21 protein-coding genes are annotated in these 26,296 nt (G+C 60.6%); 16 read left to right on the top strand and 5 right to left on the bottom strand.

What is annotated here, in order from left to right; all coding sequences use genetic code 11:
• The first annotated feature begins 177 nt into the window (after positions 1-177).
• On the top strand, positions 178-1,290 hold the full coding sequence (locus GTO91_RS00255; protein WP_161253091.1) for a Gfo/Idh/MocA family protein: 1,113 nt from the start codon (positions 178-180) through the stop codon (positions 1,288-1,290).
• Between the two features lie 181 nt (positions 1,291-1,471).
• Here GTO91_RS00255 and GTO91_RS00250 read toward each other — a convergent pair whose 3' ends face one another.
• Both GTO91_RS00250 and GTO91_RS00245 read right to left on the bottom strand, forming a co-directional pair.
• The gene (locus GTO91_RS00250) at positions 1,472-1,819 is read right to left on the bottom strand and encodes a DsrE family protein (protein WP_161253088.1); all 348 of its coding nucleotides are present in this window, start codon (positions 1,817-1,819) and stop codon (positions 1,472-1,474) included.
• Between the two features lie 43 nt (positions 1,820-1,862).
• On the bottom strand, positions 1,863-3,425 hold the full coding sequence (locus GTO91_RS00245) for a S41 family peptidase (protein WP_161253085.1): 1,563 nt from the start codon (positions 3,423-3,425) through the stop codon (positions 1,863-1,865).
• Positions 3,426-3,816: 391 nt separating this feature from the next.
• Here GTO91_RS00245 and trpE point away from each other — a divergent pair, with 391 nt between their 5' ends.
• The 15 genes from trpE to GTO91_RS00170 all read left to right on the top strand — a co-directional run bounded on the left by trpE (position 3,817) and on the right by GTO91_RS00170 (position 22,274).
• Positions 3,817-5,295 carry an anthranilate synthase component I gene (gene trpE / locus GTO91_RS00240; RefSeq protein ID WP_161254036.1) on the top strand — a complete coding sequence of 493 codons (1,479 nt, stop codon included), beginning with the start codon at positions 3,817-3,819 and terminating at the stop codon, positions 5,293-5,295.
• Positions 5,292-5,858, top strand: coding sequence for an anthranilate synthase component II (locus GTO91_RS00235; RefSeq protein ID WP_161253082.1), 567 nt, complete (start codon positions 5,292-5,294; stop codon positions 5,856-5,858). The genes trpE and GTO91_RS00235 overlap by 4 nt, the downstream gene beginning before the upstream one ends.
• Before the next feature lie 17 nt (positions 5,859-5,875).
• Entirely contained in the window at positions 5,876-6,964 is a 1,089-nt protein-coding gene (gene trpD, locus GTO91_RS00230) for an anthranilate phosphoribosyltransferase (RefSeq protein WP_161253079.1), read from the top strand.
• On the top strand, positions 6,961-7,809 hold the full coding sequence (locus GTO91_RS00225; protein WP_161253076.1) for an indole-3-glycerol phosphate synthase TrpC: 849 nt from the start codon (positions 6,961-6,963) through the stop codon (positions 7,807-7,809). The genes trpD and GTO91_RS00225 overlap by 4 nt, the downstream gene beginning before the upstream one ends.
• Before the next feature lie 100 nt (positions 7,810-7,909).
• Positions 7,910-8,602, top strand: a complete 693-nt coding sequence (locus GTO91_RS00220) for a phosphoribosylanthranilate isomerase (protein WP_161253073.1) — start codon at positions 7,910-7,912, stop codon at positions 8,600-8,602.
• A gap of 22 nt (positions 8,603-8,624) precedes the next feature.
• Positions 8,625-9,809, top strand: a complete 1,185-nt coding sequence (gene trpB / locus GTO91_RS00215; RefSeq protein WP_170294031.1) for a tryptophan synthase subunit beta — start codon at positions 8,625-8,627, stop codon at positions 9,807-9,809.
• A gap of 1 nt (position 9,810) precedes the next feature.
• A complete protein-coding gene (trpA, locus tag GTO91_RS00210; protein WP_161253070.1) occupies positions 9,811-10,626 on the top strand; it encodes a tryptophan synthase subunit alpha in 816 nt (271 codons plus the stop codon).
• 304 nt (positions 10,627-10,930) lie between these two features.
• Positions 10,931-11,944, top strand: coding sequence for a 3-deoxy-7-phosphoheptulonate synthase (gene aroF / locus GTO91_RS00205; protein ID WP_161253067.1), 1,014 nt, complete (start codon positions 10,931-10,933; stop codon positions 11,942-11,944).
• A gap of 170 nt (positions 11,945-12,114) precedes the next feature.
• Complete coding sequence (pheA, locus tag GTO91_RS00200; protein WP_161253064.1) at positions 12,115-12,987, top strand: prephenate dehydratase; 873 nt, start codon at positions 12,115-12,117, stop codon at positions 12,985-12,987.
• A 4-nt stretch (positions 12,988-12,991) separates the two neighbouring features.
• Complete coding sequence (locus tag GTO91_RS00195; RefSeq protein WP_161253062.1) at positions 12,992-14,200, top strand: prephenate dehydrogenase; 1,209 nt, start codon at positions 12,992-12,994, stop codon at positions 14,198-14,200.
• Positions 14,201-14,306: 106 nt separating this feature from the next.
• Positions 14,307-15,629: a 3-phosphoshikimate 1-carboxyvinyltransferase gene (gene aroA / locus GTO91_RS00190; RefSeq protein WP_161254030.1), complete on the top strand. Its 1,323-nt coding sequence runs from the start codon at positions 14,307-14,309 to the stop codon at positions 15,627-15,629.
• 285 nt (positions 15,630-15,914) lie between these two features.
• On the top strand, positions 15,915-16,604 hold the full coding sequence (gene cmk, locus GTO91_RS00185) for a (d)CMP kinase (protein ID WP_161253059.1): 690 nt from the start codon (positions 15,915-15,917) through the stop codon (positions 16,602-16,604).
• Positions 16,597-17,277, top strand: coding sequence for a lysophospholipid acyltransferase family protein (locus tag GTO91_RS00180; protein WP_161253057.1), 681 nt, complete (start codon positions 16,597-16,599; stop codon positions 17,275-17,277). Before cmk ends, GTO91_RS00180 begins: the two co-directional genes overlap by 8 nt.
• A gap of 379 nt (positions 17,278-17,656) precedes the next feature.
• Positions 17,657-19,666: a bifunctional 4-hydroxy-3-methylbut-2-enyl diphosphate reductase/30S ribosomal protein S1 gene (locus GTO91_RS00175; RefSeq protein WP_235918853.1), complete on the top strand. Its 2,010-nt coding sequence runs from the start codon at positions 17,657-17,659 to the stop codon at positions 19,664-19,666.
• Positions 19,667-19,817: 151 nt separating this feature from the next.
• Positions 19,818-22,274, top strand: coding sequence for a type IA DNA topoisomerase (locus GTO91_RS00170; RefSeq protein WP_161253054.1), 2,457 nt, complete (start codon positions 19,818-19,820; stop codon positions 22,272-22,274).
• 14 nt (positions 22,275-22,288) lie between these two features.
• On the opposite strand, the gene GTO91_RS18535 is transcribed toward GTO91_RS00170, so the two are convergent.
• From GTO91_RS18535 to GTO91_RS00155, 3 genes are all read right to left on the bottom strand, one after another.
• A complete protein-coding gene (locus tag GTO91_RS18535) occupies positions 22,289-23,518 on the bottom strand; it encodes a glycosyltransferase (RefSeq protein ID WP_161253051.1) in 1,230 nt (409 codons plus the stop codon).
• A gap of 169 nt (positions 23,519-23,687) precedes the next feature.
• Positions 23,688-24,236 (bottom strand): hypothetical protein, encoded by a 549-nt coding sequence (locus GTO91_RS17785; protein ID WP_207708945.1) that lies wholly within the window; start codon positions 24,234-24,236, stop codon positions 23,688-23,690.
• Positions 24,237-24,727: 491 nt separating this feature from the next.
• Positions 24,728-26,161 (bottom strand): hypothetical protein, encoded by a 1,434-nt coding sequence (locus tag GTO91_RS00155; protein ID WP_161253048.1) that lies wholly within the window; start codon positions 26,159-26,161, stop codon positions 24,728-24,730.
• Positions 26,162-26,296 lie beyond the last annotated feature (135 nt).

Here is a 26,296-nt window from a genome sequence, read left to right as displayed (position 1 = left end):
CCGTTGCGAGCCGCGCGAAATGGGCAATAGATCATATGCCGGTCAGCGCCGAAAGGTTCCACCTTGGGTATAGGCAACCTTTCCTGAAGGAACATTACGTACAATAGGTTTACTGCGTGACGCAGGGATTAATGTTCAGGCATGAAAAACAACTGACGAAAGGGTGACCCTGTCAGGATGCAAAAACTGCGCGTCGGGATCATCGGGGCCGGCATGGCCTTTGAACAACTCCATTACCCGGCCTTTCAGGAACTGAAGGATCACTACGAGATTAAGGCGATCTGTGACATCAACCGGGGGAAGGCCGCCGAATGGGCGCGGCGACTGGGGCTTTCTGACGGTGATGTGTACACCGATTATATGGCGCTGGCGACACGGAATGATATCGATGTCATCGACATCATGGTGCCCATCGAACTCAACTACAAGGTGACGGAAGAGGTGGCCAAGGCGATTTCGGGCACAAAAAAGGGCATCATCTGTGAAAAGCCCCTGGCGCCCACGCTGGAGCAGGCGAAGGCCCACACAGAACTGCCCAAGAAGTACAATGTGCCGATTATGATCGCCGAAAACTACCGCTTTAATGAAGAGGTCAATATCATCCGCGACCTAGTGCGGACGAAGCGGGTCGGCGATATCTACTACTTTGTGCAAAACCGGGTGGCTTGCTTCCCCTGTGAGCTGGGCAAGCCGAATAAGTTCCCCAACGCGCCCTGGCGGCAGCACCCCGACTATCCGGGCGGCGTGATCATGGACACGGGCGTCCATGACATGGCAGCCCTGCGGCACATCTTCGGACCCATCGACAAGTTGCAAGCCTTTGGCGTGCCGCTCCATAACGGCGAATACGCCCCCTATGCCTCCGTCTCTGTCAACTTTCGCTTCAAAAGCGGCGTTGTGGGCCAGTTCTCCTTCTTCACCGCCGGCAAGGAGATGCAACGGCCGCTGGTGGGCCTGCGCATCTTCGGGACGACAGGGATGATCTATCTGGAGGAGCGGGATTGCGGTTTCATCAACGTGGCCCACAACGACGGCAAGTCGGAACTGATCCAGTACCGGCCACAGCGGGGGTATTACAATGAACTGCTCAATTTCCATAAGGCCATGACTGGGCAAGAGGCGATCGCCGTTCCGCCGGAGTTGGAGTATGGCGACACGAAGACGATCCTCGACATCCTGCAGTCGGCCAAGGAGGGGAGCGTTGTCTCCGTCGATGCGGAGTGGGACTTCATTCCGGCCTATGATGAGGTGCGACGCGATCAAGAGCAACCGGGAAGGCCCATGATGTAAAAGCGAGGCGCATCATGATGGTAATGACCGGTCATATGACAGCTCATAATGAAGGCCCGTAGGTTTCTCATTCTCATCATGCCAAAGTCAAATGCCCTGTACGGCTTCTCAAAGCAATACAGGGCATTTTCCATATGTGCTAGACTTCTAGTGTTCTGGAGCTTTAACGTCCCAGTTCTTTTTAGGCTCGGATGTAGCTATATCCAGCCGCTTGTTTTTCCGCCAGTTCCACGATGCTCGACGAGACGGTAGAGACGAAGGCGGGGAGGTCTTTCACATCGATGTTGTTGCGTCGCAACGCGTTTTCACAAGCGAGGATTTTTGCCCCTTTTTCCACCAACTCAGGCAGTCTCTCGTAAGGGGAAAAGTCACCTTGGGGGTTATCGGTCTTGACGAGGCCTTGCACCCCCGGTCCGTTGGCAAGGATCAGCAGATCGAAGGACTGCGGAGCTACCTGAAAGAACCCGCCCAGACTGTTAAAAACCTTGGGCCATCCTTGCATATCGCCAACATGATAGATGATCTTCACGTGCCTAGAAACTCCTTTTGCAATGAACCAGCTTTTCTTCAAATCAGTTGTGGAATGAGACGTCCTTTGGAGGTTGGGTGATCCGCACCTCTTTAGATTTGTCATAATACTCCACCCGAAACCCCAGTTCCTCACTCAGCAACCGCACCGGCACAAGCACACGATCATCTACAACCGGCAATGGTTCAATATCTGCGCTTGGCTGTTGATTCAACCGCACTTCCCCGCCATCGAGCGGGAAATCGAGGCTTTTCCCATCCACGGTGATGGTTGCCCGGCGGTCAAGCTCCCGGTACTCCACGGTTCCGCCCAATGCTTCTCCCAGGAAGCGGAGGGGAAGGTATGTATGGTCGTCCTTCAAGAAGGGGGGGCTGTCGAGAGGGACCGGCTCATCGGAGACCCAGGCTTCCGGTTGGTCGAGGGTCAGGCGTAGTTGTTTGGACCGGTCGGGAGAGAGGGCATTCTTTGCCCGGATCAGTTGGAGCGGTTCGTACCCGACCATCTGGTTCGGCGTCAAACCCACCTTGTCAACGGGCCGATCCATGGCGGTGGTGTAGCGGGCGATGGTCAACTTCAGCACACCGCCGGCTTTGAGATCGAAGAGGGTCTGGACCGATCCCTTGCCATAGGTTTTCGTGCCGATGAGCACGGCTTTCGCCCGTTCCCGCAGGGCGGCGGCGAGCAGTTCCGAGGCGCTGGCGGAGCCGTCGTCGACGAGGACGACCATGGGGATGGGCGTTTCCTTGCCGGTGGTGGTGAAAGCTTCTTTGGGCAATTTTCGGCCGACCATGTGGTAGAGGGGTCCTTCGGGGAGCAGGAAATCGGCCACATCTTCCGCCGCTATGACCTCGCCGCCGCCGTTGCCGCGGAGGTCGATGATCAGTTGCTTCATCCCGGACGCTTGCAGTTTTTCGTAGGTGGCTTTGAATTCCTTCCCGGTCCGGTCGCCGAAGGTGCTCAGGTGGATGTAGCCGATGGTTCCTTCCAGCATCTTTCCTTCGACCTGCGGAAGATCGATGCGCTTCCGCTTCAGTTCTACCGTCCGTTCTTCCTCAGACTTGGCCGGTTTGAAGGTGAGCTTGACGGTGGTGCCTTCAGGGCCGCGCACTTTTCCGGCCAAATGATCGACCGATACATCATGGGTCGATTCTCCGTTGATGCCGGTGATGGCGTCGCCGCTTTTGATGCCGGCTTTTTCGGCCGGGGAGTCGGGGAATGTTTTTTCTACGACAGGATACTCGGCGCCGGGTGCGATGACCATGCCCACGCCAAAGTAATTCAGATTGACCGATTCCAGCAGTTGTTCGTATTCCTTTTCATCCAGGTAAACGGAGTGCTTGTCTTTAAGGGCTTTTATGGTGTCTTTGATCGTGTTTTTTTGAAAAACCTCGGAGGCGGGCTCATCGACGTAGTAATCGGAGATGAGGCGGCGGACCTCGGCCAGTTTGGGGTCAACTTTGGCAGATGCTCCAGACGCAGCGGCATCGGCAGATGCGAGGGTTGCCGTCGACGCGCTCGCGGCGCCGAAGGGATAGAGAATGGCTGCCCAGCAGGCGAACAGGAGGGCAACCAGGAAGGCGGGGATGCGGAGGGGCCGTTTTTTCATGCTGTTCAGGCGGGTTCACTCCTTTTTATGTAAGGGGTATTTCCATTTAGGGCCTTATGTACAAGGTACTCTATGGGGTGTTTCATTGCAAGCAAAAAAGCGATGGCGCCGTTTCCAAAAATCGTTGACAGTTCCATACAGCTATGGTACTTTTACTGTGAGATGAGTTTTAGAGTAGATGAGCGGAGTCCAGTGGAGTCGAGCGGAGAGGCGGTATTTTCTGATTTTGTCAGGAAACCGGTCTACCTTCGGTGGGCCGGTTTTTTTGTTCGCTTTTTTCCGGTCTCGCTTCACTCTCCGCCAGGAAGGAGGGTGAACTTTGATCCAGCACCGCACTGCCCCTGATGCGGTCGACTTTGTCCGGCTGAGCCGGGAACACCGGTACGTCCCGATGTGGATATCCTTCAGCACCGACGAGGATACGCCGATCACGCTGTATCGCAAGCTGGCCGGCGAGGGCTTGGGCTATCTGTTGGAGAGCGTGGAGCGGGGCACTGTCCTCGGGCGCTATTCCTACGCAGGCGCTGAGCCCCTGGCCTTTTTCTCCTGGCCGCCCGAGCCGTCTGCCGGAGCAACCGGCGCCACTGCCGGCGAGCCCCTCAAATGCGTGGAACAGTGGCTGGCCGACCTGAAGGTCGCCCCCGTTCCGCCCAATGCAGGTTTGGCGCCATTCTACGGCGGCCCGGTCGGGTATTTTTCCTACGATCTTATCCGCCATTATGAGCGGTTGCCCGAGCACAGCGTCGATGACCGGCAACTGCCGGAAATGATGCTGATGATCACCCGCTACACCCTGATCATCGATCACCTGCGTCACCGGGGCACCTTGGTCCTGCTGGCCGAAGCCGGCGATGAGGCCGCCTATCGTTACGGCCAGTCGCAACTGGCGGAACTGCTCGAACGGCTGCGCGAACCGTCGTCGCCGCTGCCCGTAGAAGCGCCGGCGGTGATGCCTGCAAAGACACCGGCAAATACAGCGGCCAAGGCAGGGGCTTCCGGTGAAATGCCGGTCCAGTCCACTTTTGCAGCAGGGAATGAGATGACCTCCACCTTTGACCGCGCCGGTTACTGTACGGCCGTGGAGCGTTGCAAGGAGTACATCGCCGCCGGCGACGCCTTCCAGATCGTCCTTTCCCAGCGGCTCACCCGGCCGCTGCGCACCCATCCCTTGAATGTCTACCGGGCGCTGCGCTCGTTGAACCCGTCGCCCTACCTCTTTTACTTGAACCTGCCGGGGATGCAGGTGGCCGGTTCCTCGCCGGAGGCGCTGATCCGTGTTGAGGGCAGGCGGGTGGAGACGCACCCCATCGCCGGGACGCGGCCTCGCGGCCGCGACGCCGAAGAGGACCGCCGCCTGGCCGAGGAACTGCTGGCGGACGAGAAGGAGCGGGCCGAGCACCTGATGCTGGTCGATCTGGGCCGCAACGACCTGGGGCGGGTCTGCCAGATCGGATCGGTCCGGGTGGAACAGTTTATGGAAGTGGAACATTACTCCCATGTGATGCACATCGTCAGCCGCGTCGCCGGGGAGTTGAAACCGGATGTGACGGCGCTTGACGCCCTCAGTTGCGTCATGCCGGCGGGCACCTTGAGCGGCGCCCCGAAGATCCGGGCCATGGAGATCATCGACGAGTTGGAACCGGTGCGCCGGGGACCCTACGGCGGCGCTGTCGGTTACCTCAGTTTCGACGGCAACCTGAACACCTGCATCACCATCCGCACCGTGCTGATGCGCGACGGGAAGGCCCAGATCCAGGTGGGCGCCGGTATCGTGGCCGACTCAGTTCCGGAGACGGAGTATGAAGAGACGATGAATAAGGCGAGGGCGCTCTTTGAGGCCCTGGCTGCGGCGGAAGGGGGATTGCGGTGATCGTCGTCATCGATAACTACGATTCCTTCACTTATAACCTGGTCCAGTACCTGGGGGAGATGGTCGACGCCATCGAGGTTTACCGCAACGACGCCATCGCGCCCGAGGCCATCGCCGGCCTCAACCCCTCCCACATCGTCATCTCGCCGGGACCCTGCACCCCCAACGAGGCGGGCATCTCGATGGATGTGATCCGCCGCTACGCCGGGCAGATCCCCATCCTGGGCGTCTGCCTCGGTCACCAGTCCATCGGTCAGGTCTTCGGCGGGCGCGTCATCCGGGCGCCCCGATTGATGCACGGCAAGACATCGCCCATCCATCATGACGGGCGGACGATCTTTGCCGGATTGCCCAACCCCTTCACGGCCACGCGCTACCACTCGCTGATCGTGGAGGAGGAGAGCCTGCCTGACTGCCTGGAGATTACGGCGCGGAGCGATCAGGGTGAAATCATGGGTCTTCGCCACCGGGAGTATGCCGTCGAGGGCGTGCAGTTTCATCCGGAGTCGATCCTGACGGAGGCGGGGAAAGGGCTGTTGCGCAATTTCCTCAGTTTAAGATAAATCAGAGGTGAGACGAGATGAGCCAGTCCCTGGAGATAGCCAAGCACAGCCTGCAATGCCTGCTGAGCGGCGAGCGCCTCGGCGAAGGGCGGGCGGAGGAACTGATGAACGCCGTCATGGAGGGGAAGGTCCCCTCGGTGCAACTGGCGGCGCTGCTGGTGGCCCTGCGCCTGACCGGCGAGGGCGAAGAGGAGATTGCCGGCTTCGCCCGGGCGATGCGCAGCCGGGTGGGCCGCGAACTGGCCGAATACGTGCCTGCCGAGTTTGAAACGACACGGCTGCAGATGGTCGATACCTGCGGAACCGGCGGCGATGGCGCCGGAACCTTCAATATCTCTACGACGGCCGCCCTGGTCGTGGCCGCCGCCGGTGTGCCCGTCGCCAAGCACGGCAACCGGGCCATGTCAGGCCGGGCCGGTTCGGCCGATGTGCTCGAAGCCCTCGGCGTCACCGTCGATCTGTCGCCGAACTACTCCTACCAGTGTCTGATGCAAACGGGATTCGGCTTCTTTTTCGCCCCCCAGTGCCACCGGGCCATGGCCCATGCGGCGCCGACGCGGCGGGAACTGGGCGTGCCGACGGTATTCAACCTGCTCGGTCCCTTGAGCAACCCTGCTGGGGCGGTGCGCCAACTGCTCGGCGTCAACAGCGCCGAACGGGTGAAGGTGATCGCCCAGGTGCTTCGCCGCCTCGGGGTCACATCGGCCTGGGTGGTCCACGGTCAGGACGGCCTCGATGAGATCAGCCTGACGACGCCGACGACGGTGGCCCGGCTGGAAGCGGGCGAGGTCCATGTGGAGACCCTCGATCCCCGCGCCTACGGCTTCGACTGCTGCGCCCCCGAGGACCTCAAAGGGGGCGACCGCGACCAGAACGCCGCCATCACCGAGGCGATCTTGAAGGGTGAGCGGGGGCCGCGCCGGGACATCGTCCTCTTAAACGCCGCCGCCGCCCTCTGCGTCTCCGGAAAGGTCAACGGACTGGAACAGGGGATCGCCCTGGCCCGGACGGTCATCGACAGCGGCGAAGCCCTGGGCCTGCTGGAGCAGGTGAAAGCCTTCACGGCGGAAGCGGCAGCACTGCGGGAACAAGGGGTGAGCGCATGACCGATCTGATTCCCCAGATCCCCTTGACGGGTTTTTTGGCGACCATGTGGGAGATCCAGGCTGATCGCGTCCGCAAAGCGCGCCGGGAAGCCGGTTTTTCCGAACTGGCGCGCGGCGTCGCCTGCATGGGGCCGGTTCTGGATTTCGCCGGGGCGCTCCGTCGGCAGCGTCCCTCGGGGCCTGTCCGGGTCATCGCCGAGGTGAAACGGGCCTCGCCCTCCAAAGGCCCCCTCTTCCCGGAAGCGAAGGCGGGGGACTTGGCTGCACGGTATGAACAGGCCGGCGCGTCGGCCCTTTCCATATTGACAGAGGAAAAATATTTTCTGGGTCATCTCGACGATCTACAGGAAGCGAAAGGGCAGGTCAGCCTGCCGGTGATGCGCAAGGACTTTCTGATCGACCCTTATCAAATTGCGGAGGCCCGCCTCTGCGGCGCTGACGCCTGTCTGCTCATCGCCGCCATGCTCGGGCCGTCCCGCCTCGACGAGATGTGCGTTGCCGCCTTGGAGTTCGGGATCACCACGCTCATCGAGGTCCATGGCGAGGAAGACCTGGCCTGGGCGGCGGAGGCGGTAGAGAAAAACCGCACGCGGCGGCCCGGCTGGCTGCCTGTCGTCGGCATCAATGCCCGCAACCTGGCCACATTGCAGGTGGACAAGGAGCAGGTTCTGCGCCTCGGCGCGGCGCTGCCGGAAGGCGTCGTCAAGGTGGCTGAAAGCGGCATCCGCGACGAGAGCGACGCTCGGCGCGCCCTGGCGGCCGGGTTTGACGCCATCCTCGTCGGCGAAGCCCTGGTGACGGCAGCCGATCCGGGGAAGGCGCTACGGGATTTGATCGGCCTTTAGAATCTGATCGGCCTTTAGAATCATAGATAGGGAATCCTTCACAGGTTACGTTTCAAGGCGCCCCCTTTTTTCCAAAGCACCGCAAACGGGAGGTCCCGCCATGCTCGTCAACCCGCGCGTGAAAATCTGCGGCATTCGTTCTTTTCAAGACGCGGAAGCGGCCGTGGGCGCCGGCGCCCATGCCATCGCTTTCAATTTTGTTCGCGGCTCCCGCCGCTATATCAACCCGGAGGCGGCCCGGGAGATCATCCTCGAACTGCCGCCCTTCGTCTCTGTCGTCGGCGTCTTCGCCGATGAGCCCCGCTACAGTGTCGAGGAGATCGCCTCCTTCTGCCGGCTCCAGGCGCTCCAGTTTCACGGCGAAGAGACGCCCGAATACTGCCGCCGCTGGTCCTACCCGGTGATCAAGGCCTTCCGGCTCGGTGACGACGCGCCGGAAGCAAAAAAAGGCGCCACCGCCTTTACGGACTGGGAACCCCTGGCCCAAGCGGCCCACGAGTACGATGTCAACGCCTTTCTAATCGACGCATACTGCCCGAACGCACTCGGCGGGATGGGGCGGACCTTCGACTGGTCCAAAATCGGCGGCAGGCTGCGCCGTCCGCTGATCCTGGCCGGGGGGCTCAACCCGAAAAATGTCCGGGAGGCCATCGTTCGCGTCCGTCCCTTCGGTGTCGACGTGGCCTCCGGCGTGGAGACGGACGGGAAAAAGGACCCGGCGAAGGCGGCAGCCTTTGTGGAAGCGGCTCGTTTCCGCCCCGGCGATGACGATGGCAGCGAAGCACTTTTATAACAAGAGGAAAGAGGTGTCCGCCTTGACTGGACAACTAACTCCAAATGGTCGTTTTGGCGCTTTCGGCGGCGCCTTTGTCCCCGAGACGCTGAAACCGGCCCTGGAGGAACTGGAGGCCGCATTCCGGCAGATGGCCGACGACCCTGCGTTCCAGGAGGAGTTTCAGACCCTCCTCGCCGAATACGCCGGCCGGCCCAGCCGCCTCTACTTTGCGCGGCGGCTCACAGAGCACCTGGGCGGCGCCCGCGTTTACCTGAAGCGGGAAGATTTGAACCACACCGGTTCCCATAAGATCAACAACACCCTCGGCCAGGTGCTGATGGCCAAGCGGATGGGCAAAAAACGGGTTATCGCCGAGACCGGCGCCGGTCAGCACGGCGTGGCCACAGCGACGGCCTGCGCCCTCTTCGGCATCCCCTGCGAGGTCTACATGGGCGCAGAAGACGTGGAGCGCCAGGCCCTGAACGTGCTGCGCATGCAACTGCTGGGAACGAAGGTGATCGCCGTCACCTCGGGAACGCGGACCCTCAAAGACGCCATCAACGAGGCCATGCGCGACTGGGTGGCCAATGTGCAGGACACCTTTTACTGCTTCGGCACCGCCGCCGGCCCTCATCCCTACCCTTCGATCGTGCGCTACTTCCAGTCGGTCATCGGTGTGGAGGCGCGCGCCCAGATCATCGAGAAGGAAGGCCGCCTTCCCGACGCCGTGCTGGCCTGTGTCGGCGGCGGCAGCAACGCCATGGGCATGTTTTCCGGCTTCCTGGACGATGCGTCGGTCCGCCTGATCGGCGTCGAGGCCGGCGGTGACGGGGTCGAGACGGGGCGGCACTCGGCGTCGCTCACGGCGGGCATTCCCGGCGTGCTGCATGGCGCCGTCTCCTACCTGTTGCAAGACGACGACGGGCAGATCATGGGGACCCATTCCATCGCCGCCGGTCTCGACTACCCTGGCGTGGGACCCCAACTCTCTTATTTAAAAGACAGCGGCAGAGCCGAGTTTGTGGCGATCACCGATAGGGAAGCCCTGGAGGGCGTCCGCATCCTGGCCCTGACGGAGGGCATCCTGCCGGCTTTGGAAAGCGCCCACGCCATCGCCCAGGCGGCGAAAATGGCGCCCCAGATGAGCCCGGACAGCCTGTTGATCGTCAACCTGTCGGGCCGCGGCGACAAAGACGTGCACACACTGGCCGGGGAGGTGGGCTGAGATGGAAGAACTGCGCGGAACAGAACGGTTGGCGGCGACCTTCGCTACCCTGAAAGCGGAAGGCAAGCGGGCCTTCATCGCCTATGTGACAGCCGGCGATCCTGACATGGAGACAACAAAGGAACTGGTGCTGACGCTGGAGAAAAACGGCGCCTCGATCATCGAACTGGGCGTGCCCTTCAGCGACCCTGTCGCCGACGGGCCGGTCATCCAGGAGGCGGCCGGCCGGGCGCTGGCCGGCGGGACGACGCTGCCCAAGGTGCTGGAGACGGTGCGGGCACTGCGCCAGGAGACGTCGATCCCCATCGTCCTCCTGACCTATTACAACCCGGTCTTGCGCTTCGGCCTGGCGCGCTTCGCCTGCGAAGCGGCGGCCTCCGGCGTCGACGGCGTCATCGTGGCCGACCTGCCGGCCGAAGAGGGCGGTGTGCTGAGAGAACCCCTGGATGAGATGGGGCTGGCGCTGATCCCCCTGGCCGCGCCCACATCGACGCCGGAGCGCATCCAACTGATCGCTGAAAAGGCGCGCGGCTTCATCTACTGTGTCTCCTTGCTTGGGGTGACGGGGATGCGGGCCGACCTGCCGCCTGACGCGGCAGCCTTGCTGGAGCGGGTGCGGGCGATGACCGACGTTCCCTTGGCCCTCGGTTTCGGCATCTCCACGGCGGAGCATGCGGCCATCGTGGCGCCCAACTGTGACGGCGTCATCGTCGGCAGCGCCATCGTCAAGCTCATCGCCAAAAACCTCGATGACCGGGCGCAGATGCTCGCCGAGGTGGGCGCTTTTGCCCGGGAGATGGCAGCGGCTGTCGGCTGAAATTCTGACAATTGGAAAAGGTTGCAGCCTGGTGGGGGCTGTGCTATATTGGATATTGTAGGGATCATCTCTAGAGATGATCGAGGTAGCGGAGGCGATGTGGTCGCCCTCCGGTGCAGGTGAAAGGGCCGAAGCGCCCGCCGGTGATGTTTCAATTTTTTGTAGCATGGAAGTACGGTAGGAGTCTGTCTGTTGATTTTGAAGGTACTCCACCTGCTGGGGTGCCTTTTTGTCTTCTCGGGCCGACGATTGCCTGACCTTCCGACCGGACACATTAACAGAAGGACGAGGGAGGATTTGTCACATGATCATTGTGATGAGCGAAGGGGCAACGGAGCAACAAATCGAAGCGATCAAGCAGCGCCTGACCAAAGAAGGGCTGCAGCTTCACCTATCTCAAGGCGTCGAAAAAACGATCATCGGCGTCATTGGCGACAAGTCCCGGATCTCCGCATCCACGTTGGAGGCGCAACCGGGAGTGGAGAAAGTTATGCCTGTGCTTCAACCGTATAAATTGGCCGGCCGTTCCTTCCGTCATGAGAACACGGTCATCCGCATCGGCGACGTAGAGATCGGCGGCGACGAGTTGCAGGTCTTTGCCGGCCCCTGCGCCGTGGAAAGCTGGGATCAACTCCTCGAATCGGCCCAGGCCGTCAAGGCGGCCGGCGCCAAGATCCTCCGGGGCGGCGCCTTCAAACCCCGCACCTCCCCTTACGCCTTCCAGGGCCTGGAGGAACAGGGACTCAAACTCCTGGCCCAGGCGCGGGAGGAGACGGGCCTGCTGATCTGCACGGAGGTCATGGATACCCGCAGCATCGAAGTGATCGCCGAATACAGCGACATCCTGCAGGTGGGGACCCGCAATATGCAGAACTTCCACCTGCTTCGCGAACTGTCCAGGGTGAACCGGCCCATCCTGCTCAAGCGCGGCCTGTCGGCCACGATCGAGGAATGGCTGATGGCGGCTGAATACATCATGGCCGGCGGCAACTACAATGTCATCCTCTGCGAACGGGGCATCCGCACCTTTGAGACACAGACGCGCAACACCCTCGACCTGAGCGCCATTCCGATCATCAAGAGCCTGAGCCACCTGCCGATCATCGTCGACCCCAGCCATGGCACCGGCAAGCGCCACCTTGTCCGGCCCATGTCGATGGCATCTGTCGCCGCCGGCGCCGACGGGATCATGGTCGAGGTCCATCCCAACCCGGCGGAAGCGCTCTGCGACGGTCCCCAATCCCTGCGGCCGGAGGAGTTTGTCAGCCTCATGGACGACTTGCGCCGCGTAGCCGGCGTGATGGGACGGACGGCCTAAAAAGAAAAATTTGTCGACTTGCCATCGCTGCCGGGAGGATTGGGAAGGGAATTCGAGAAATCCTGTAAAAGGATCGGAGGGGTTCCCTCGATTCCTCGAATCCCATCGGTCGCACTTTCCCCCCGATGGGTTAAACACAGCGAGTACCGGCAAGGAGACGGATGAGTGATATGATGACTGAGCGACAACCGAAAGGGCTCGCCGGCGCCGTCAAGGGGCCGGTGGGCTATCTTGGGCCTGAAGGCACCTTCAGCGAAGAAGCGGCCCAGGCCTTTTTTTTACCGGAAACAACCCTGCGACCTTTTTCCAGCATCTCGGCTGTCTATGAGGCCTTGAGCCTCTGGGAGATTGAGGCCGCCATCCTGCCCCTGGAGAACTCGATCGAGGGCACGATCAACCAGACCCTGGACGAACTGGTGGAAAACCCAGGGCTGTTCATCTTCGGCGAACTGATCCTCTCTGTCCACAACCACCTGCTTGTCCCACCGGATGTTGACTGGACCCGCGTTGTCGAGGTCTACTCACACCCGCAGCCGCTGGCTCAGTGCCGCAAGTTTCTCGATGCCAAGCTGCCGAACGCGCGGCCCATCGCCACCTCTTCGACGGTGGAAGGCGCGAAGAAAGCCCTGGAGTTGAGTGTTCCCGAGGCGCCGCGGGCTGCCGTCGGTTCGGCCTTCGCCGCCCGACGACTCGGCCTCCGGATTGCTCAGTCCGATATCCAGAGCCGGCCCAACAACAAGACCCGTTTCGTCGTCGTCGGACGGCAGTTAACAGGACCGACGGGCAACGACAAGACATCCTTGGTCTGTTCACTGCCCCAAGATCGACCCGGCGGCCTCTATGCCATTTTGAAGGAGTTTGCCGAGCGGGAGATCAACCTGACCCGCATCGAATCGCGGCCCACCAAGCACGAACTGGGCCAGTATCTCTTTTTCATTGACTTTGTCGGACACCAGCGCGATCGCAAGGTGGCCGAAGCGCTCAACGCCATCGGGCAGTTCACTACCCTGATCCGTGTGCTGGGCAGCTATCTCCGGGGGTGAAGGCATGGAACAGGCGGAAGGAACCGTTCGCCACACAGTACAGGAAAAGATAGAAGGCGCTGATGTCCTTCGCCGCGTGGCCATTATCGGTCTCGGTGTCATCGGCGGATCCCTGGCAATGGCCTTGACCCAAGGTCAGTTGGTCGATGAGGTGATCGGCGTCGACCGCGATGAGGAGACACGCAAGTTGGCCTTGGCCACTCGCGCGGCGCACCGGGTTGAGGCATACGCCGCGGAAGCGGTTGCGGAGGCGGATCTCGTCGTGCTGGCCACGCCGGTCCGCACCTATCCGGCCATCATCGAGTCTATCGTTCATCGCTTGAAGCCGGGGACCATCGTCACTGACGTGGGCTCGACAAAGCAGTGGGTGCTCGAACAGATGGGCCGGTTGCTCCCGCCCGGTGTCCGCTTCGTCGGCGGCCATCCCATGGCCGGCTCGGAAAAGCAGGGGATCCGGGGCGCTGACCGCTACCTGTTGGAAAACGCCGTCTACGTGCTGACGCCCGATGCGGATACCGACGCCGGGGCGTTGCAAGCAGTCGAAAACCTGTTCAAAGCCGCCGGCGCCCGGGTGCTGCAGATCGGCGCCGAGGAGCATGACCGCATGGTGGCCCTGGTCAGCCACCTGCCCCACATGATGGCGGTCGCTCTGGTTGAGACCTTGAGCGAAGCGGCGAAGGAGTACCCGAAAGCGCCCATGCTGGCGGCCGGTGGTTTCCGGGACACGACGCGTGTAGCAGCCGGCGACCCGCAGATGTGGGTCGACATCGCCTGCACCAACCGGGAGCCGCTGCTACATATGATCGGCTGCTTCCGCAACGCCTTGGACCGGCTGGAAGCACAGATCGACGCCTGCGGGGGCTGCGGTTCATCACAGGAACGCTCACGAGCAAGCGATAACGACACTTCCGTCGAAGCGCTCCGTGAAACGCTCGCCCATGCCCGTGAAGTCCGCCTCTCCATTCCCCGCAAGGCCAAAGGGATTCTGCCGGGCATTCATGAGATCGTCGTCACCGTGCCCGATGAGCCTGGTGTGATCGGCACGATGGCCCGCCTCCTGGGCGACAACGGCGTCAACATCGCCGACATCGAAATCCTGCGGGTCCGCGAAGGCCACGGCGGAACCATCCGCATCGGCTTTTACGAAGCGCCTGACGCCGACCGGGCCGTGGAAGTCCTCGCCGGCGCAGGCATCATCGTCAAGCGGTGGTAGCGTACATTCTCGGTTTTTCAGGCGGTTGTTTCGACGCCCTGGCGCGAAAAACAACCGCTTTTTCTAAAATACGATAAAAAAGGAGATCCTGGATCCTATGAACGATATGCAAACAGCATCGCTCAAACGCCTTGCCGTACAACCGGGTCCCCCTTTGCGCGGCGAAACGGAGGTCCCCGGCGACAAGTCCATCTCCCACCGCGCCGTCATGTTCGGGGCGCTGGCCAAGGGCGTGACACGGGTTCACCGGTTCCTGCCCGGTCAGGATTGCCTTTCCACCATCGATTGTTTCCGTAAACTCGGTGTCCGGATCGAACAGCCCTCTCCGTCCGAGGTGGTCGTCTACGGCCAAGGACCGGGGGGCTTGAAAGAACCCTCGGAGGTGCTCGATGTGGGCAACTCGGGCACCACGATCCGGTTGATGACCGGCATCCTCAGCGGCCTGCCCTTTTTGTCCGTGGTGACCGGCGACGGCTCCATCCGGCGGCGGCCCATGGGGCGCGTCACCCGGCCGCTGCTGGAGATGGGCGCGTCCATCTGGGGTCGCGAGAATGCGACCAAGGCGCCCCTGGCCATCAACGGCGCATCGATGGCCTTGGAAGCCATCCACTACAACAGCCCGGTAGCCAGCGCCCAGGTCAAGTCGGCCGTGCTCCTGGCGGGGCTGTTCGCCGAAGGGCGAACCAGCGTCCGGGAGCCCCTGGTTTCGCGGGATCATACGGAGCGGATGCTGGCCGCTTTTGGCGCCAAGATCGGGCGGTCTGAGGACGGCTTGACGGCATCTGTAGAGGGCTTCCCCGAACTGCGCGCCCAGGAGGTGGAGGTCCCCGGCGACATCTCATCAGCGGCCTTTTTACTTGTCGCCGCTTCCATCGTGCCCGGTTCCGAATTGGTCCTCTACAACATCGGCGTCAACCCGACGCGGGATGGCATCATCGAGGTGCTGCGGGCCATGGGCGGTGATGTGCAGGTGGAAAATGCCCGTGAGGTCGCCGGTGAGCTCGTGGCCGACCTCATCGTCCGGAGCGCCCCTTTAAAAGGGACGACCATCGGTGGGGCCATCATCCCCCGTCTTATCGACGAACTGCCGATCATCGCCGTGGCCGCCCTCTTTGCGGAGGGGACGACGGAGATCCGCGACGCCGCCGAGATGCGGGTGAAGGAGACGGATCGCATCGCTGTCATGGCCGGCGAACTGCGCAAACTCGGCGCCGATATTGAGGAGAGACCCGACGGGATGATCATCCGGGGCGGCGCTTCCCTGCGGGGGGCGGAGACGGAGAGCCACGGCGATCACCGCGTCGCCATGGCGCTGGCTGTGGCCGGACTGCTGGCGGAAGGGGAGACGGTGATCAACGACGCCGCCAGCATCGATGTGTCCTTCCCCGGTTTTGCCGAGTTGCTGGAAACGTTGCGGCGGGGCGCGTAGCCAAAAGGAATCCCGTTGTCCTTTAGTTCCTTGCGGACAGCTACGGTAGCGGACGTGGCGTTCCTCGCCCATTAGACGAAGTGAGTTCGGTTGCAAGGGGCTTTGACGGTGAGGTTTTTCCGCAGATTCTGGCGTTCGGAGACGGATGATGTGCGTCGTCACCGAGATATGTGGTAAAATATCGGCAGAAAATGAGTATGGTGAGTCGCTTCGATATCATCGCTCCGGCTCCCGGCGCACGCTGCTGCGCCTGAGAGACCGCCATACTGCGAAGGGGATAGAATTGTGACCTACGCCGGAATCCAAGTGGCGATTGACGGACCGGCCGGCGCCGGAAAGAGCACCGTCGCCCGGGAGTTGGCGAAACGCCTGGGCTATCTCTATATCGATACGGGCGCCATGTACCGCGCCCTGACCTGGCTGGCCCTGCAAAAGGGGATCGAGTTGTCTGACGACGAGGCCTTGGCCCGGCTGGCGGAGCAGGCCGACATCGCGCTGCTGCCTGTTCCCGGCGGTTTGACCGTCCTCGCCGACGGGCAGGATGTGACCGACGCCATCCGCACGCCTGAGGTGTCCCGTCATGTCTCCCGCGTCTCTGCTGTGGCCGGTGTCCGTGTGCCCATGGTGCGCCTGCAACAGAAGATGGCGGTGCGGGGCGGCGTCGTCATGGACGGCCGCGACATCGGCACCCATGTGCTGCCCCAGGCCGAAGTCAAGGTTTTCCTGACCGCCTCCGTGGAAGAGCGGGCGCGCCGCCGCTTCAAGGAGATGACTCTCAAAGGCATGGGTGTCGACTTCGATCAACTCCGTAGCGATATGGAACGGCGCGACCGGGAGGATTCCACCCGTGAGACGGCGCCCTTGGTGCAGGCCGGCGACGCCCTGTACCTCGATACGACCGGCCTTGCCTTTGAGGACGTGGTGGGACGCCTGTTGGATATGGTACATAGCCGGACGGGGGATGGCGATGACTGACGAGATCCGCTCTGCCTTTGTAAATCCAGAAGAAATGGAACGGAAAGGGCTCGCCTCGGCCTACTGGCTCTACCGCCTGTTGCGGGCGCTTTTCCGCTTTCCTTTCAAACACTTTTGTCATTGGCGGATCAGCGGGCTGGAGAATGTCCCCCTCGATGGCCCGCTGATCGTTGTCAGCAACCATGTCTCCAACTGGGATCCCGTCATCCTGGCCTGCGCCCTTCCACGGCAACTGCATTTCATGGCAAAGGCGGAGTTGTTCAAAATCCCTGTCCTGTCCTATGTGATGACCGTCTGCGGCGCCTATGCGGTGGACAGGGGGAAGTCCGGCCGCCAGGCCTTGAAAAAATCGCTTGATATCCTCGAACAGGACAAGGTGATCTGCATCTTCCCGGAAGGAACACGGAGCAAGACCGGTGAGACGGGCGAGGCCAAGGCAGGCACCGCCATGATCGCCGCCAAGTCGAGAGCGTACATTCTTCCGGTAGGCTTGCACAACAGCGGGAACGTCTTTTCCGGGGGATGGTTTCGGCCTTTTTCCGTTTCTATCGGCCGGCCTTTCCGGATCGAAACGGCGGAAGGGGAGCGGCTGTCATCGCAACGGTTGCATGATTTGTCAGATGGGATGATGGAGGAAATCGCGGGCTTAGTGAATCGGGCGAAGGAAATTTAAGAACAAAGTCAAGAAATAAGCAATAAAATAAGGTCGTTTATCATTTTCATATCGACCAGATAGGTCATCCCCTGATGCGATGGGGATGATTTATTTTTAAAAGCAGTTCATATCACACATAAGCAGTTGCCTATAAGATGAATTGATCCGTTTCCCATATCAAAGTGAAGAAACCTTTAGATCCGTAATCGGAACAATGCCATTGAATCCCTGACAAGTATTAAAACAAATTGCTAAAACTAATGGATAACCTGCCAATCGCGAAATATCCTATTTTAACCCGATTCCCCTTTTCTTCTAAAATTCAGAGAGTTTTTGAGAGTACAAGCAGGATTTATCCGTTTTATCACGAAAATAAAACCAGACGAATAGGGGAGTGATGGGTTTGCAAGTCCTCCTGGCGGATCACGCTGGGTTTTGTTTTGGCGTCCAACGGGCGCTCGATCAAGTGGATAAGGAAGTCAACCAAGGCAATCGGGTGGTCACCTACGGGCCGCTCATCCACAACCCTCAGGTCGTCGAACGGCTGGCCCGGCAAGGCGTAGGGGAAGTGGAGAACCTTGCAGGGGCCTCTCCCGGGCGGCTCGTCATCCGCTCCCACGGCGTCGGCCCCAAGGTCTATGAACAGGCGAAGCAGTGCGGCTTTGACATCGTCGACGCCACCTGTCCCTTCGTCCACAAGGTGCAGAAGCTTGCCAAGGACTTTACCGATCAGGGTTACCAGGTGATCGTCGCCGGCGACCGGAATCATCCGGAAGTGCAGGGCATCGTCGCCTGGACCGGTGGCAAAGCCCTTGTTGTCGCCGACGGGCAGGAGGCGGAAGCCCTTGATCTTCAGGGTAAGGCGGCGCTAATCGCACAAACTACCCTAAAAGAGGCCACTTTGCGCCAAATTGAGTCGGCCTTGCGTAGCAACTCGATTGAACTGGTGGTGCGCAACACCATCTGCGCAGCGACGAGCAAGCGCCAGGACGCCGCCGGGCGGTTGGCCGCAGAGGTCGACGTCATGGTCGTCGTCGGCGGGCGCAACAGTTCAAACACAGCCAAGTTGGCGCAGATCTGCCAGGGCGCCGGCGTCCCGACCTACCATGTCGAGACGGCTGACGAGTTGGACCCTGAATGGTTTCAAGGCAAGGAAAAAGCGGGGGTAACTGCGGGGGCATCCACCCCCCGTTGGATAATCGAGGAGGTAGTACAAAGAATGACCGATGTGAACCAAGAACAGGCCACGACCGAACTGAACGATCAAAACCAAGAAGTTCTCGAAGTCCAAGAGCCGGAGAATGAAATCGAGGATATGGACAAAATGTTCGCCGAGTCCCTCAAGAAGATGGAAGAGGGTCAACTGATCACCGGCATTGTCGTCAAAGTCAGCCATGACGAGGTGCTCGTCGACGTGGCCGGCAAGTCGGAAGGCGTCATCCCCATGCGGGAACTGGCGACCCGGATTCCTAACTCGGCTAGCGATATCGTCAAAGTCGGCGACGAAGTGAAAGTGGTCATCCTCAAGGCCGAATCGGAAGACGGCACCCTGGTGCTGTCCCGCCGTCGCGCCATCGAACGGGAGAAAATCGTCACCCTGCAAGAAGCTAAGGAGCGTGGCGACATCGTCACCGGCGAAGTCATCGCCGTCGTTAAAGGCGGCCTGCGCGTCGATGTGGGCGTCGTCGGCTTCGTCCCCGCCTCTCAGGTGGAACGGGGCTATGTGGAAAACCTGGAAAAATACATCGGCCAGACCCTGCGGATGCGGATCATGGAGATCGACACCCGCCGGAACAATGCCGTGCTGTCCCAGAAAGTCGTCCTCGAAGAGGAGTACAAAGAAGCCCGCACCAAGACCTGGGAAGAGATCGAAGAAGGTCAGACCCGCCGCGGCACTGTCCGCCGCCTGACCGATTTCGGCGCTTTTGTCGACCTGGGCGGCGTTGACGGCCTGCTCCACGTCTCTGAAATGTCCTGGGGCCGCATCAAGCATCCCAGCGAAGTGGTCAAAGAAGGCGACGTCATCGACGTCTATGTCCTCAAGGTTGACCGCGAGAAGGAGAAAGTCTCCCTGGGTCTGAAGCAGGTGCTGCCCAACCCCTGGAGCACCGTCTCCGAGAAATACCCCATCGACGCCACCATCACCGTCACTGTCGTCCGGCTCACCCCCTTCGGCGCCTTTGCCGAACTGGAACCGGGCGTCGACGGCCTGATCCACATCTCCCAACTGGCCGACCGCCGCGTCAACAAGCCGGAAGACGTCGTCTCCGTTGGCGATCAGGTCAAGGTGAAGGTCCTCGACATCAAGGAAGCCGAGCGCCGCATCTCCCTGAGCATGCGCGCCGTCAAAGAAGACGAGGACAACGCCGGGGTGCAGGAATACCTGGACAACCAGGACCAGCAATAGGACTTGGAAATCTGGCTGGAAAAAAGAATTCCATAGCCTCTCTATTCCCAATCATTCTTACATGAAAACCATCGCCATTGAACTCAAATACCGTGGGTAGCTAAGCGGGGCAGAGGATGCCCCGCTTTTCTCATCCTCGGGGGAGGAAACGTTGAAAACCTTGATCATCGCCGAGAAGCCGAGCGCCGCTGAAGCCATCGCCGAGGCTATCGCCGGTTCCTATCAAAAAAAGCGCGGTTACCTGGAGGGCCCCGACTATTACATCACCTGGGCCGTCGGGCACCTCGTCCAACTGGCCGAACCGGAGGACTACCGCTCCAGCCTCAAGCGCTGGCGCTTCGGCGACCTGCCGATCATCCCCGATTTTCAGCTGCGGCCGGTGAAGAAGGCGGAAGGCCAGTTGAAGACCATCGCCGGACTGGCGAAAAAGAGTCGGGGCCTGATCAACGCCTGTGACGCCGCTCGGGAAGGGGAACTGATCTTCCGCTACATCGTCGCCTATCTGCGCATGGAGGGGATGCCGGCCTGGCGGCTCTGGACGGCCTCCCTTACCGGCGAGGCCATCCGGGCGGCCATGGCCGACCTGAAGCCGCTGGAACGGTATGACAACCTGTTCAAGTCGGCACGCTGCCGGAGCGAGGGCGACTGGCTGATCGGCATCAACGCCACCCGGGCTTTCACGACCCGTTTCGGTGAATTGCTCTCCCTGGGCAGGGTGCAGACGCCTGTCCTGGCCATGATCTGCGAGAACCGTCGTCGACGGGACGCCTTTGTCCCCGAGACCTACTGGGAGGTCTGGGCGCGCTTTCGCGGTGAAGGCTGCGACTACCGGGGCGTTTGGTTGCAGGAAAAGGGTGAGACGCGCCGCCTCAATGAAAAGGTCAAGGCGGAGGCGATCGCCGCCGCAGTGGACGGTCGGAACGGCGAGGTCCGCCAGGTGGAAGAGAAGGAGTCCCGCGAGCTTCCGCCCCGGCTCTATGACCTGACGACACTGCAGCGCGAGTGCAACCGCCTTTTTGGCTTTTCCGCCAGCAAGACCCTCAAGATCGCCCAGGAACTCTACGACAGCAAGTTCATTACATACCCCCGCACGAACAGCCGATTTGTCGACAAGCATGGCCTGGCCCTGCTCCGGCGCGTCGTCTCCAGCCTCGCCGGGCACCCTGTGTACGGCCCCTTCGTTGCCAAGGGCAACCCGCAACTGGTCCATGAGCGCAACCGGAACATCTGCCGGCCTGAAGCGGTCGAGGACCACCACGCACTGTTGCCCACGACTCTGGTCCCTTCCGGGCTGGTGGGGGACAAGCTGAAGGTCTATGACCGGATCGTCCGGCGTGTGCTCGCCCACTACTATCTGCCGGCTCGCTATCGCGAACGGGTTGTCCTCACCGGTGTGCCTTTCGAGAGTACTACCGGCAAAGCAACAGTTCTCCCCGCCGACGCCTCCGCCAAGGCGACCGCAGTTCCGGACAGCGCGCACATCAAGGAAGCCGGCGTTCCCGGCGGCGCAGGCGTGTATCTCTTCCGAAGCGCCGAAAAGGCGATCATCGATCCCGGTTGGAAGGTCGTTGACGGCGGCTGGACACCGCCGAAAGAACAGGAACGCTTGCCGGAGCGGACCGGTTTGGCGGTTTTTTGCGCCGGCGCCGAGGTGATGGAAAAGCAGACGGAACCGCCCAAAGCGTACACGGAAGGGAGCCTGCTCGCCGCCATGGAGACGGCGGGCAAGCAGTTGGATGATGAGGAACTGCGGGAGATCATGAAGGACGCCGGTCTGGGAACGCCGGCCACCCGTGCGGCCACCATCGAGCGGTTGAAAGAGGTCGGCTACATCGAACTGCAGGGCAAGCAGATCGAACCGACCCCGAAAGGGATGGCCCTGGTCAGCCTGGTGGAAAAGTCCGAGATTCCCATTCTGCTGTCAGCAGAGATGACAGGCCGCTGGGAGAAGTTCCTGAACGAGATCGCCCGCGGCAACGCCCAGCCCTTGGAGTTCAACCGACGCGTGTCCGACCTGGCCGTCCATCTGGTCAAGCAGTTGGAGGCCGCCGAAAAAAGCTGGTATGACAAGAGCGCCTGCGCCCGGCGTTTTGGGATATGCCCCCGCTGCGGCGGCGCTATCGTGGAAAACCGCAAGGCTTACGGCTGCGCCAATTGGAAAGACGAGAACTGCCCCGTCACGATTTGGAAGACCTTCAAGGGCAAGCGGATCACAGAAAAGACAGCCCTCGCCCTGTTGGAAAAAGGCCGTTCGCCTCGCCTGCGTTTTTACACGAAAGAAAAAAAGCCCTATCCGGCCGTCATTGTTTTTGACGCCCAGACAGGGATGATGAACCTGGAGTTTTCTTCGGCAACCACGAAGTCAACAAAGTCAACAAGGTCGACAAGGTCGAAAAAGTCAACCGCATCTGTTGAATCTATAGGGGCAGCTGAAACAAACGGATCCACAAAAACTGTAAAAACCCCAAAGCCTTCGAAAAAAGCGAAAGCAGCGGAAGCCGCGGAAGCCGCAGAAGCTGCCAATAATGCAGTCACAGTCGAGAAGCGTCGACGTCGTTCCGCGAAGAAGGACGGCGCGAGCGGAGACGACTTGAAAAGCGCCCTCTAACCCAAATCGAGTGTTCAGTGCAACCGGCGGGCCGACGCTGCCGTCGTCGCCGGCGCCAATGACACCGCTGACGCCTCGACCCACTCCAAGAGCTTTTTGGCCCGGTTCTCCCATGTCATCGTCGCAATGGCGTCGCGACATTTCTGGGACCGTTCGCGCGGCCAGTCGTCGAGCGCCTTTTGCAGCAAGGCAAGGATTTCCTCATGGCCTTGTCCGACGTAAATGGCATCTTGAAACCGCAACGCGCTCGGCAGGGCTGTCGAGACCACCGGTTTTCCCGTCGCCATGTATTCATAGAGCTTCAGTGGGTCCGAAGCCAGCGAGTGAGGCGCGTAATTCCTGGGCAGCAGGAGAACATCGAACTGGTGCAGAAAATGCGGCACCCGTTGCGTAGAAACAGGTCCTGTGAAGGTTACCCTGGGGTGTGAAGTCAATCGTTCGAACAGATCACGGGGCACCGCTTCCTGAATGACGGGCCCGACCATCACCAAAGTGCCCCTTGACAGTCCATCGGCGATCTTCAGGAGCAGTTCCAGGTCGATCCAACTGGTGATGGCGCCGACGAAACCGATCAGGGGTCTCTCCAGATGGCGGAGTTCTCCAATTTCCTCGGTGAAATCGTCGCGATGGACATACCTGTCCACATCCACCCCATTGGGCAGCAGTTTGATTTTTTCCGGATGGGATTTGCTGATTTTTTCAAACAGATGATCCGAAACGGCGGTAACAACAGTCGACCGCGAAATCAGTTCGGTAAAAAAAGCATCCAACATCGCTTTCTCCCTTGAGGAGATGCCGGGAAAGGCGAGGTTGTCGTCGAGGATGTCGAAAGCCATCAGCAGCGGCGTCAGCGCCTTCATCGTTTCATAGGACTGAGCAATCCCTCCTGATGATAGATAGAGCAGGCTGTTTTTTCTCCAGCCTTCGCCGAGGACGGATTGGATGAAGGCGTTCAACTGTTGAAGGGTCCGGCGGCTCTTCACGTTTCCCAGTCCGAAAGATGAGGGGACTTTTTCAAAAGGCCGGGTGCATACGAGGACGGCGCCGTCTTCGACGAATGACCAGGCAAAGCGAAGGGCGTATTTTTCCGTCAGGGCTCTTTTGAAACCGACGCTGGGATTGATGAAAACCGGCCTGACGCCAGAGAAGGCCCTCGTCATGGAACGCATCGTGTCGCTCATTTTATCGTCATGCCAAGGGTAGGGGTGCATCCCCAGCACGATCACATTTTTGATTACCGACACAGCATCTCACTCCAATACTGCCATATATATCCATTTTAGTGCAAATGCCCGGAAAGTATACGGGTTGTCCATTGCTTTGTCACTTCGGAAGCAAGATCGTTCATCATCGAATAGCATCAATGAAAAGGCGTAAGCCCCCCGACTGGTCAGCCGGAGGGCTTACGCCTTTTCATTGTGAATCTTCCTTGTCTTCTTGACTCCCTTTTGCGCCATCGTCGCTGCTTTCTTCGTCGATTTCCAATGTGCTCACTTCGGTGCTTTCTTCGGCGTTCTCTTCCGTAACCTCCATAACTTCCGTAATCTCCTCGGTGTCGCTCATGGTCATCACCGCTTCTTCTGCTGGAGCGTCAATGTCGTCATTCGTGACGGCGGCCGAAAGGACATCCTCCTGTTCCTCCGCAGGCGCTATCGTCTGCGCAGAATCAGGGCCAAAGGTCACCTTGATCGAAGAGGTGGGCGCGGGCTTCTCTTCCGAATTCATCGGGATAATCAGCGTCGGACGCCGGCTGGGACGCGGGAGCGGCCGGCTGCAGGGGGGGCGAGTGGGGGCCGGAGCTGGAACGGGAGCCGGAGCCGGAGCGGGAGCCGGCAACAGTTCGGGAGCCGGCAACGGCGCCGGAGTCGGCATCATCCCGGGAGCCGGAAAGGGCGTCGGCAACGGTTCAGTTCCGGGCATCCACTCCGCCGGTTGTTCCCCAGGGGAGGGATAGTCCGGCAAAGGGTAGGCGCCCGGAAGGGTTGGTCTTTCTGGCGCGCGTGGCGTGACCGGCATGGGAAACCACGGCTGCGGAACAGGGGATGCCGGCCCGCTCCAAGGAGCGGACCCAGGGGAGGGGACCATGCCTGGATATCCGGGGAGGGATGAGCCAACCAAGCTTGAGCAATAGCCCCGTTGATCGATTGTCCCCATCATGTCCGAGACCGTACCCCGCATATCGTGGTATAGGCGGGAATACATTTCGGCGTAGCGATCCTGCACCATCCGGCAGACTTGACGATGCATGGCCTGAAGCAAATAGGGCTCCTGCGGGCAGGCGTATCGGCAATCAGGTTGCCGTTGCGCCGGCGCAACGCCCCTTGTTTCTTCGGGACCACGAGAATATGTGCGATCTGACATGTAAACGAATCCCCCTCCAAGTCGGCGGCAAATCAGAAGTCTCGATTTCGCTACCATACTATGAAGGGGGATAGGGAAAGGTTAGGAAAAAGTCACCGTCTTCGATCATCGATCCGGTAATTGGTTTTATCGGCGTTGTGCCAGGCGACACCGATGGCGCCGAAGCCTGTCCTATCCGATCGGTGGCGCCTGACAAGCGCAGGTTCAAGTGGCGTTCCGTTCAGGGAAATTACCGCGAGAAAAGGGTCGCTGCAGGAAAAGGTGATGCCGCGGATGTCGTCTACGGTGGGTATGTAACTTCCCCGGTGGGGGTCGTCGATGGCCGATATGTCGATGGTTACGTTGCCGGCAGCGTCTCTGGCGGCCGACCAGCGTACGAAAAGGTCGGCCAAGTTGTAGCGCAAGAGCCGTGACGTGCGGGCCACCAGGATCTCCCCCTGCTCCTGTTCGCGGGCGAGCAACTGGAGGGGTTCGTATTCAAGAGGGCGAAAGGGCGGGTTCAGGTTGGAGGGTCCCCCTAGGTGTTGCGCGAAGGCCGCGTAGCCGCCGCTTTCTTTCAACTGGCGAAAGTTTTCCGGGTTCAACTGCTCCTTGAGCAGGTGGGGGCTCCAGATCCAGCGGGGGCTGTTTTTTCCGTCCAATCCCTCATTTGTGTAGCGGTAAAAGCCCCACAGGCGCTTGCCGTCACGAAGCGTGCGCCGGTACAGCAGACTAGGGCGGCAGAGCCGCGATTCGAAAGAACCCCGGGTGGATCCCCAGACAAAGCGGATGTTCGGCAACAGGTCCGTGTGGTAATAGGGGGAGGCCGGGTCATCGCCTGCCTGGTAGTGAAGACCGTCGCGGTCGGCGCCGCCGAAGTTCTGCACGTTGGCGCTATTGCCGTGATCGATCCAGATCTCGAAGCGCTTGTCCATCCCCGTTCGCCGCCATTCCTTTGCAGCCGCTTCGGCCAAAGAGCGGGCGAAGCGCACATCAGCCGGGTCGGTGCGGGTGAAGTCGCCGTAGGAGTGGATGGAATCGATCCAGCCGCAGCGCAGGTAATGGCTAATGGCTTCGGCGCAGTAAGGCGTCGCGCTCGTTCCTTTCCAATAGGTCATCTGAGCGGTCAGGTCGCGTCCGTCGGGATGGACCTTGGCTGCCACATCGGTGGCGTTGTACATCCAGAAAGAATCGGCGATATCCAACCCCAACCCTTGGCCCATGGCGGTCATGGCCCGGCTGTTCAGGTATTCGTGGATGGCGCCGAACTCGTCCAAGGTGGAGCCATCGATGTCCGAGGTGATGGTGACGGCGGCTTTGTAGGGATAGGGAAACTTCCGCCGGCTCAGCCGGAACCCCGAGAGATCGACCCAATAGCCCGGTTGGTTGATCGGCAGCGGTTCAGCCATCGGATCTTCCGGGATCTCATTTTTGGCCAGCGCCGGCTCTATCGACAACCGCCGGCGCAACCCGTAGGCGGCCAGGCCGGCGCCGCAAGCGACAGCCAGGCCCAAAAAGGTCCTGCGGTTGAAAGAACGGTCCAACATACACGGTTCCCCTTGATGATGGTATTTGTTCGTCACTGCGATTTTTGTATTTAGACGTTTTGTATTTAAATGTAACAAATAAAGTATAGCAAACATTGCCGAGCGCGAGGCACAAAAAAATTGCTTATCCGACGA

Source organism: Heliomicrobium undosum (assembly GCF_009877425.1).
Taxonomy (GTDB): Bacteria; Bacillota; Desulfitobacteriia; order Heliobacteriales; family Heliobacteriaceae; genus Heliomicrobium; species Heliomicrobium undosum.
The sequence above is the reverse complement of the archived record's forward strand: the minus strand, read 5'-3'. Positions and strand labels throughout refer to the sequence as shown.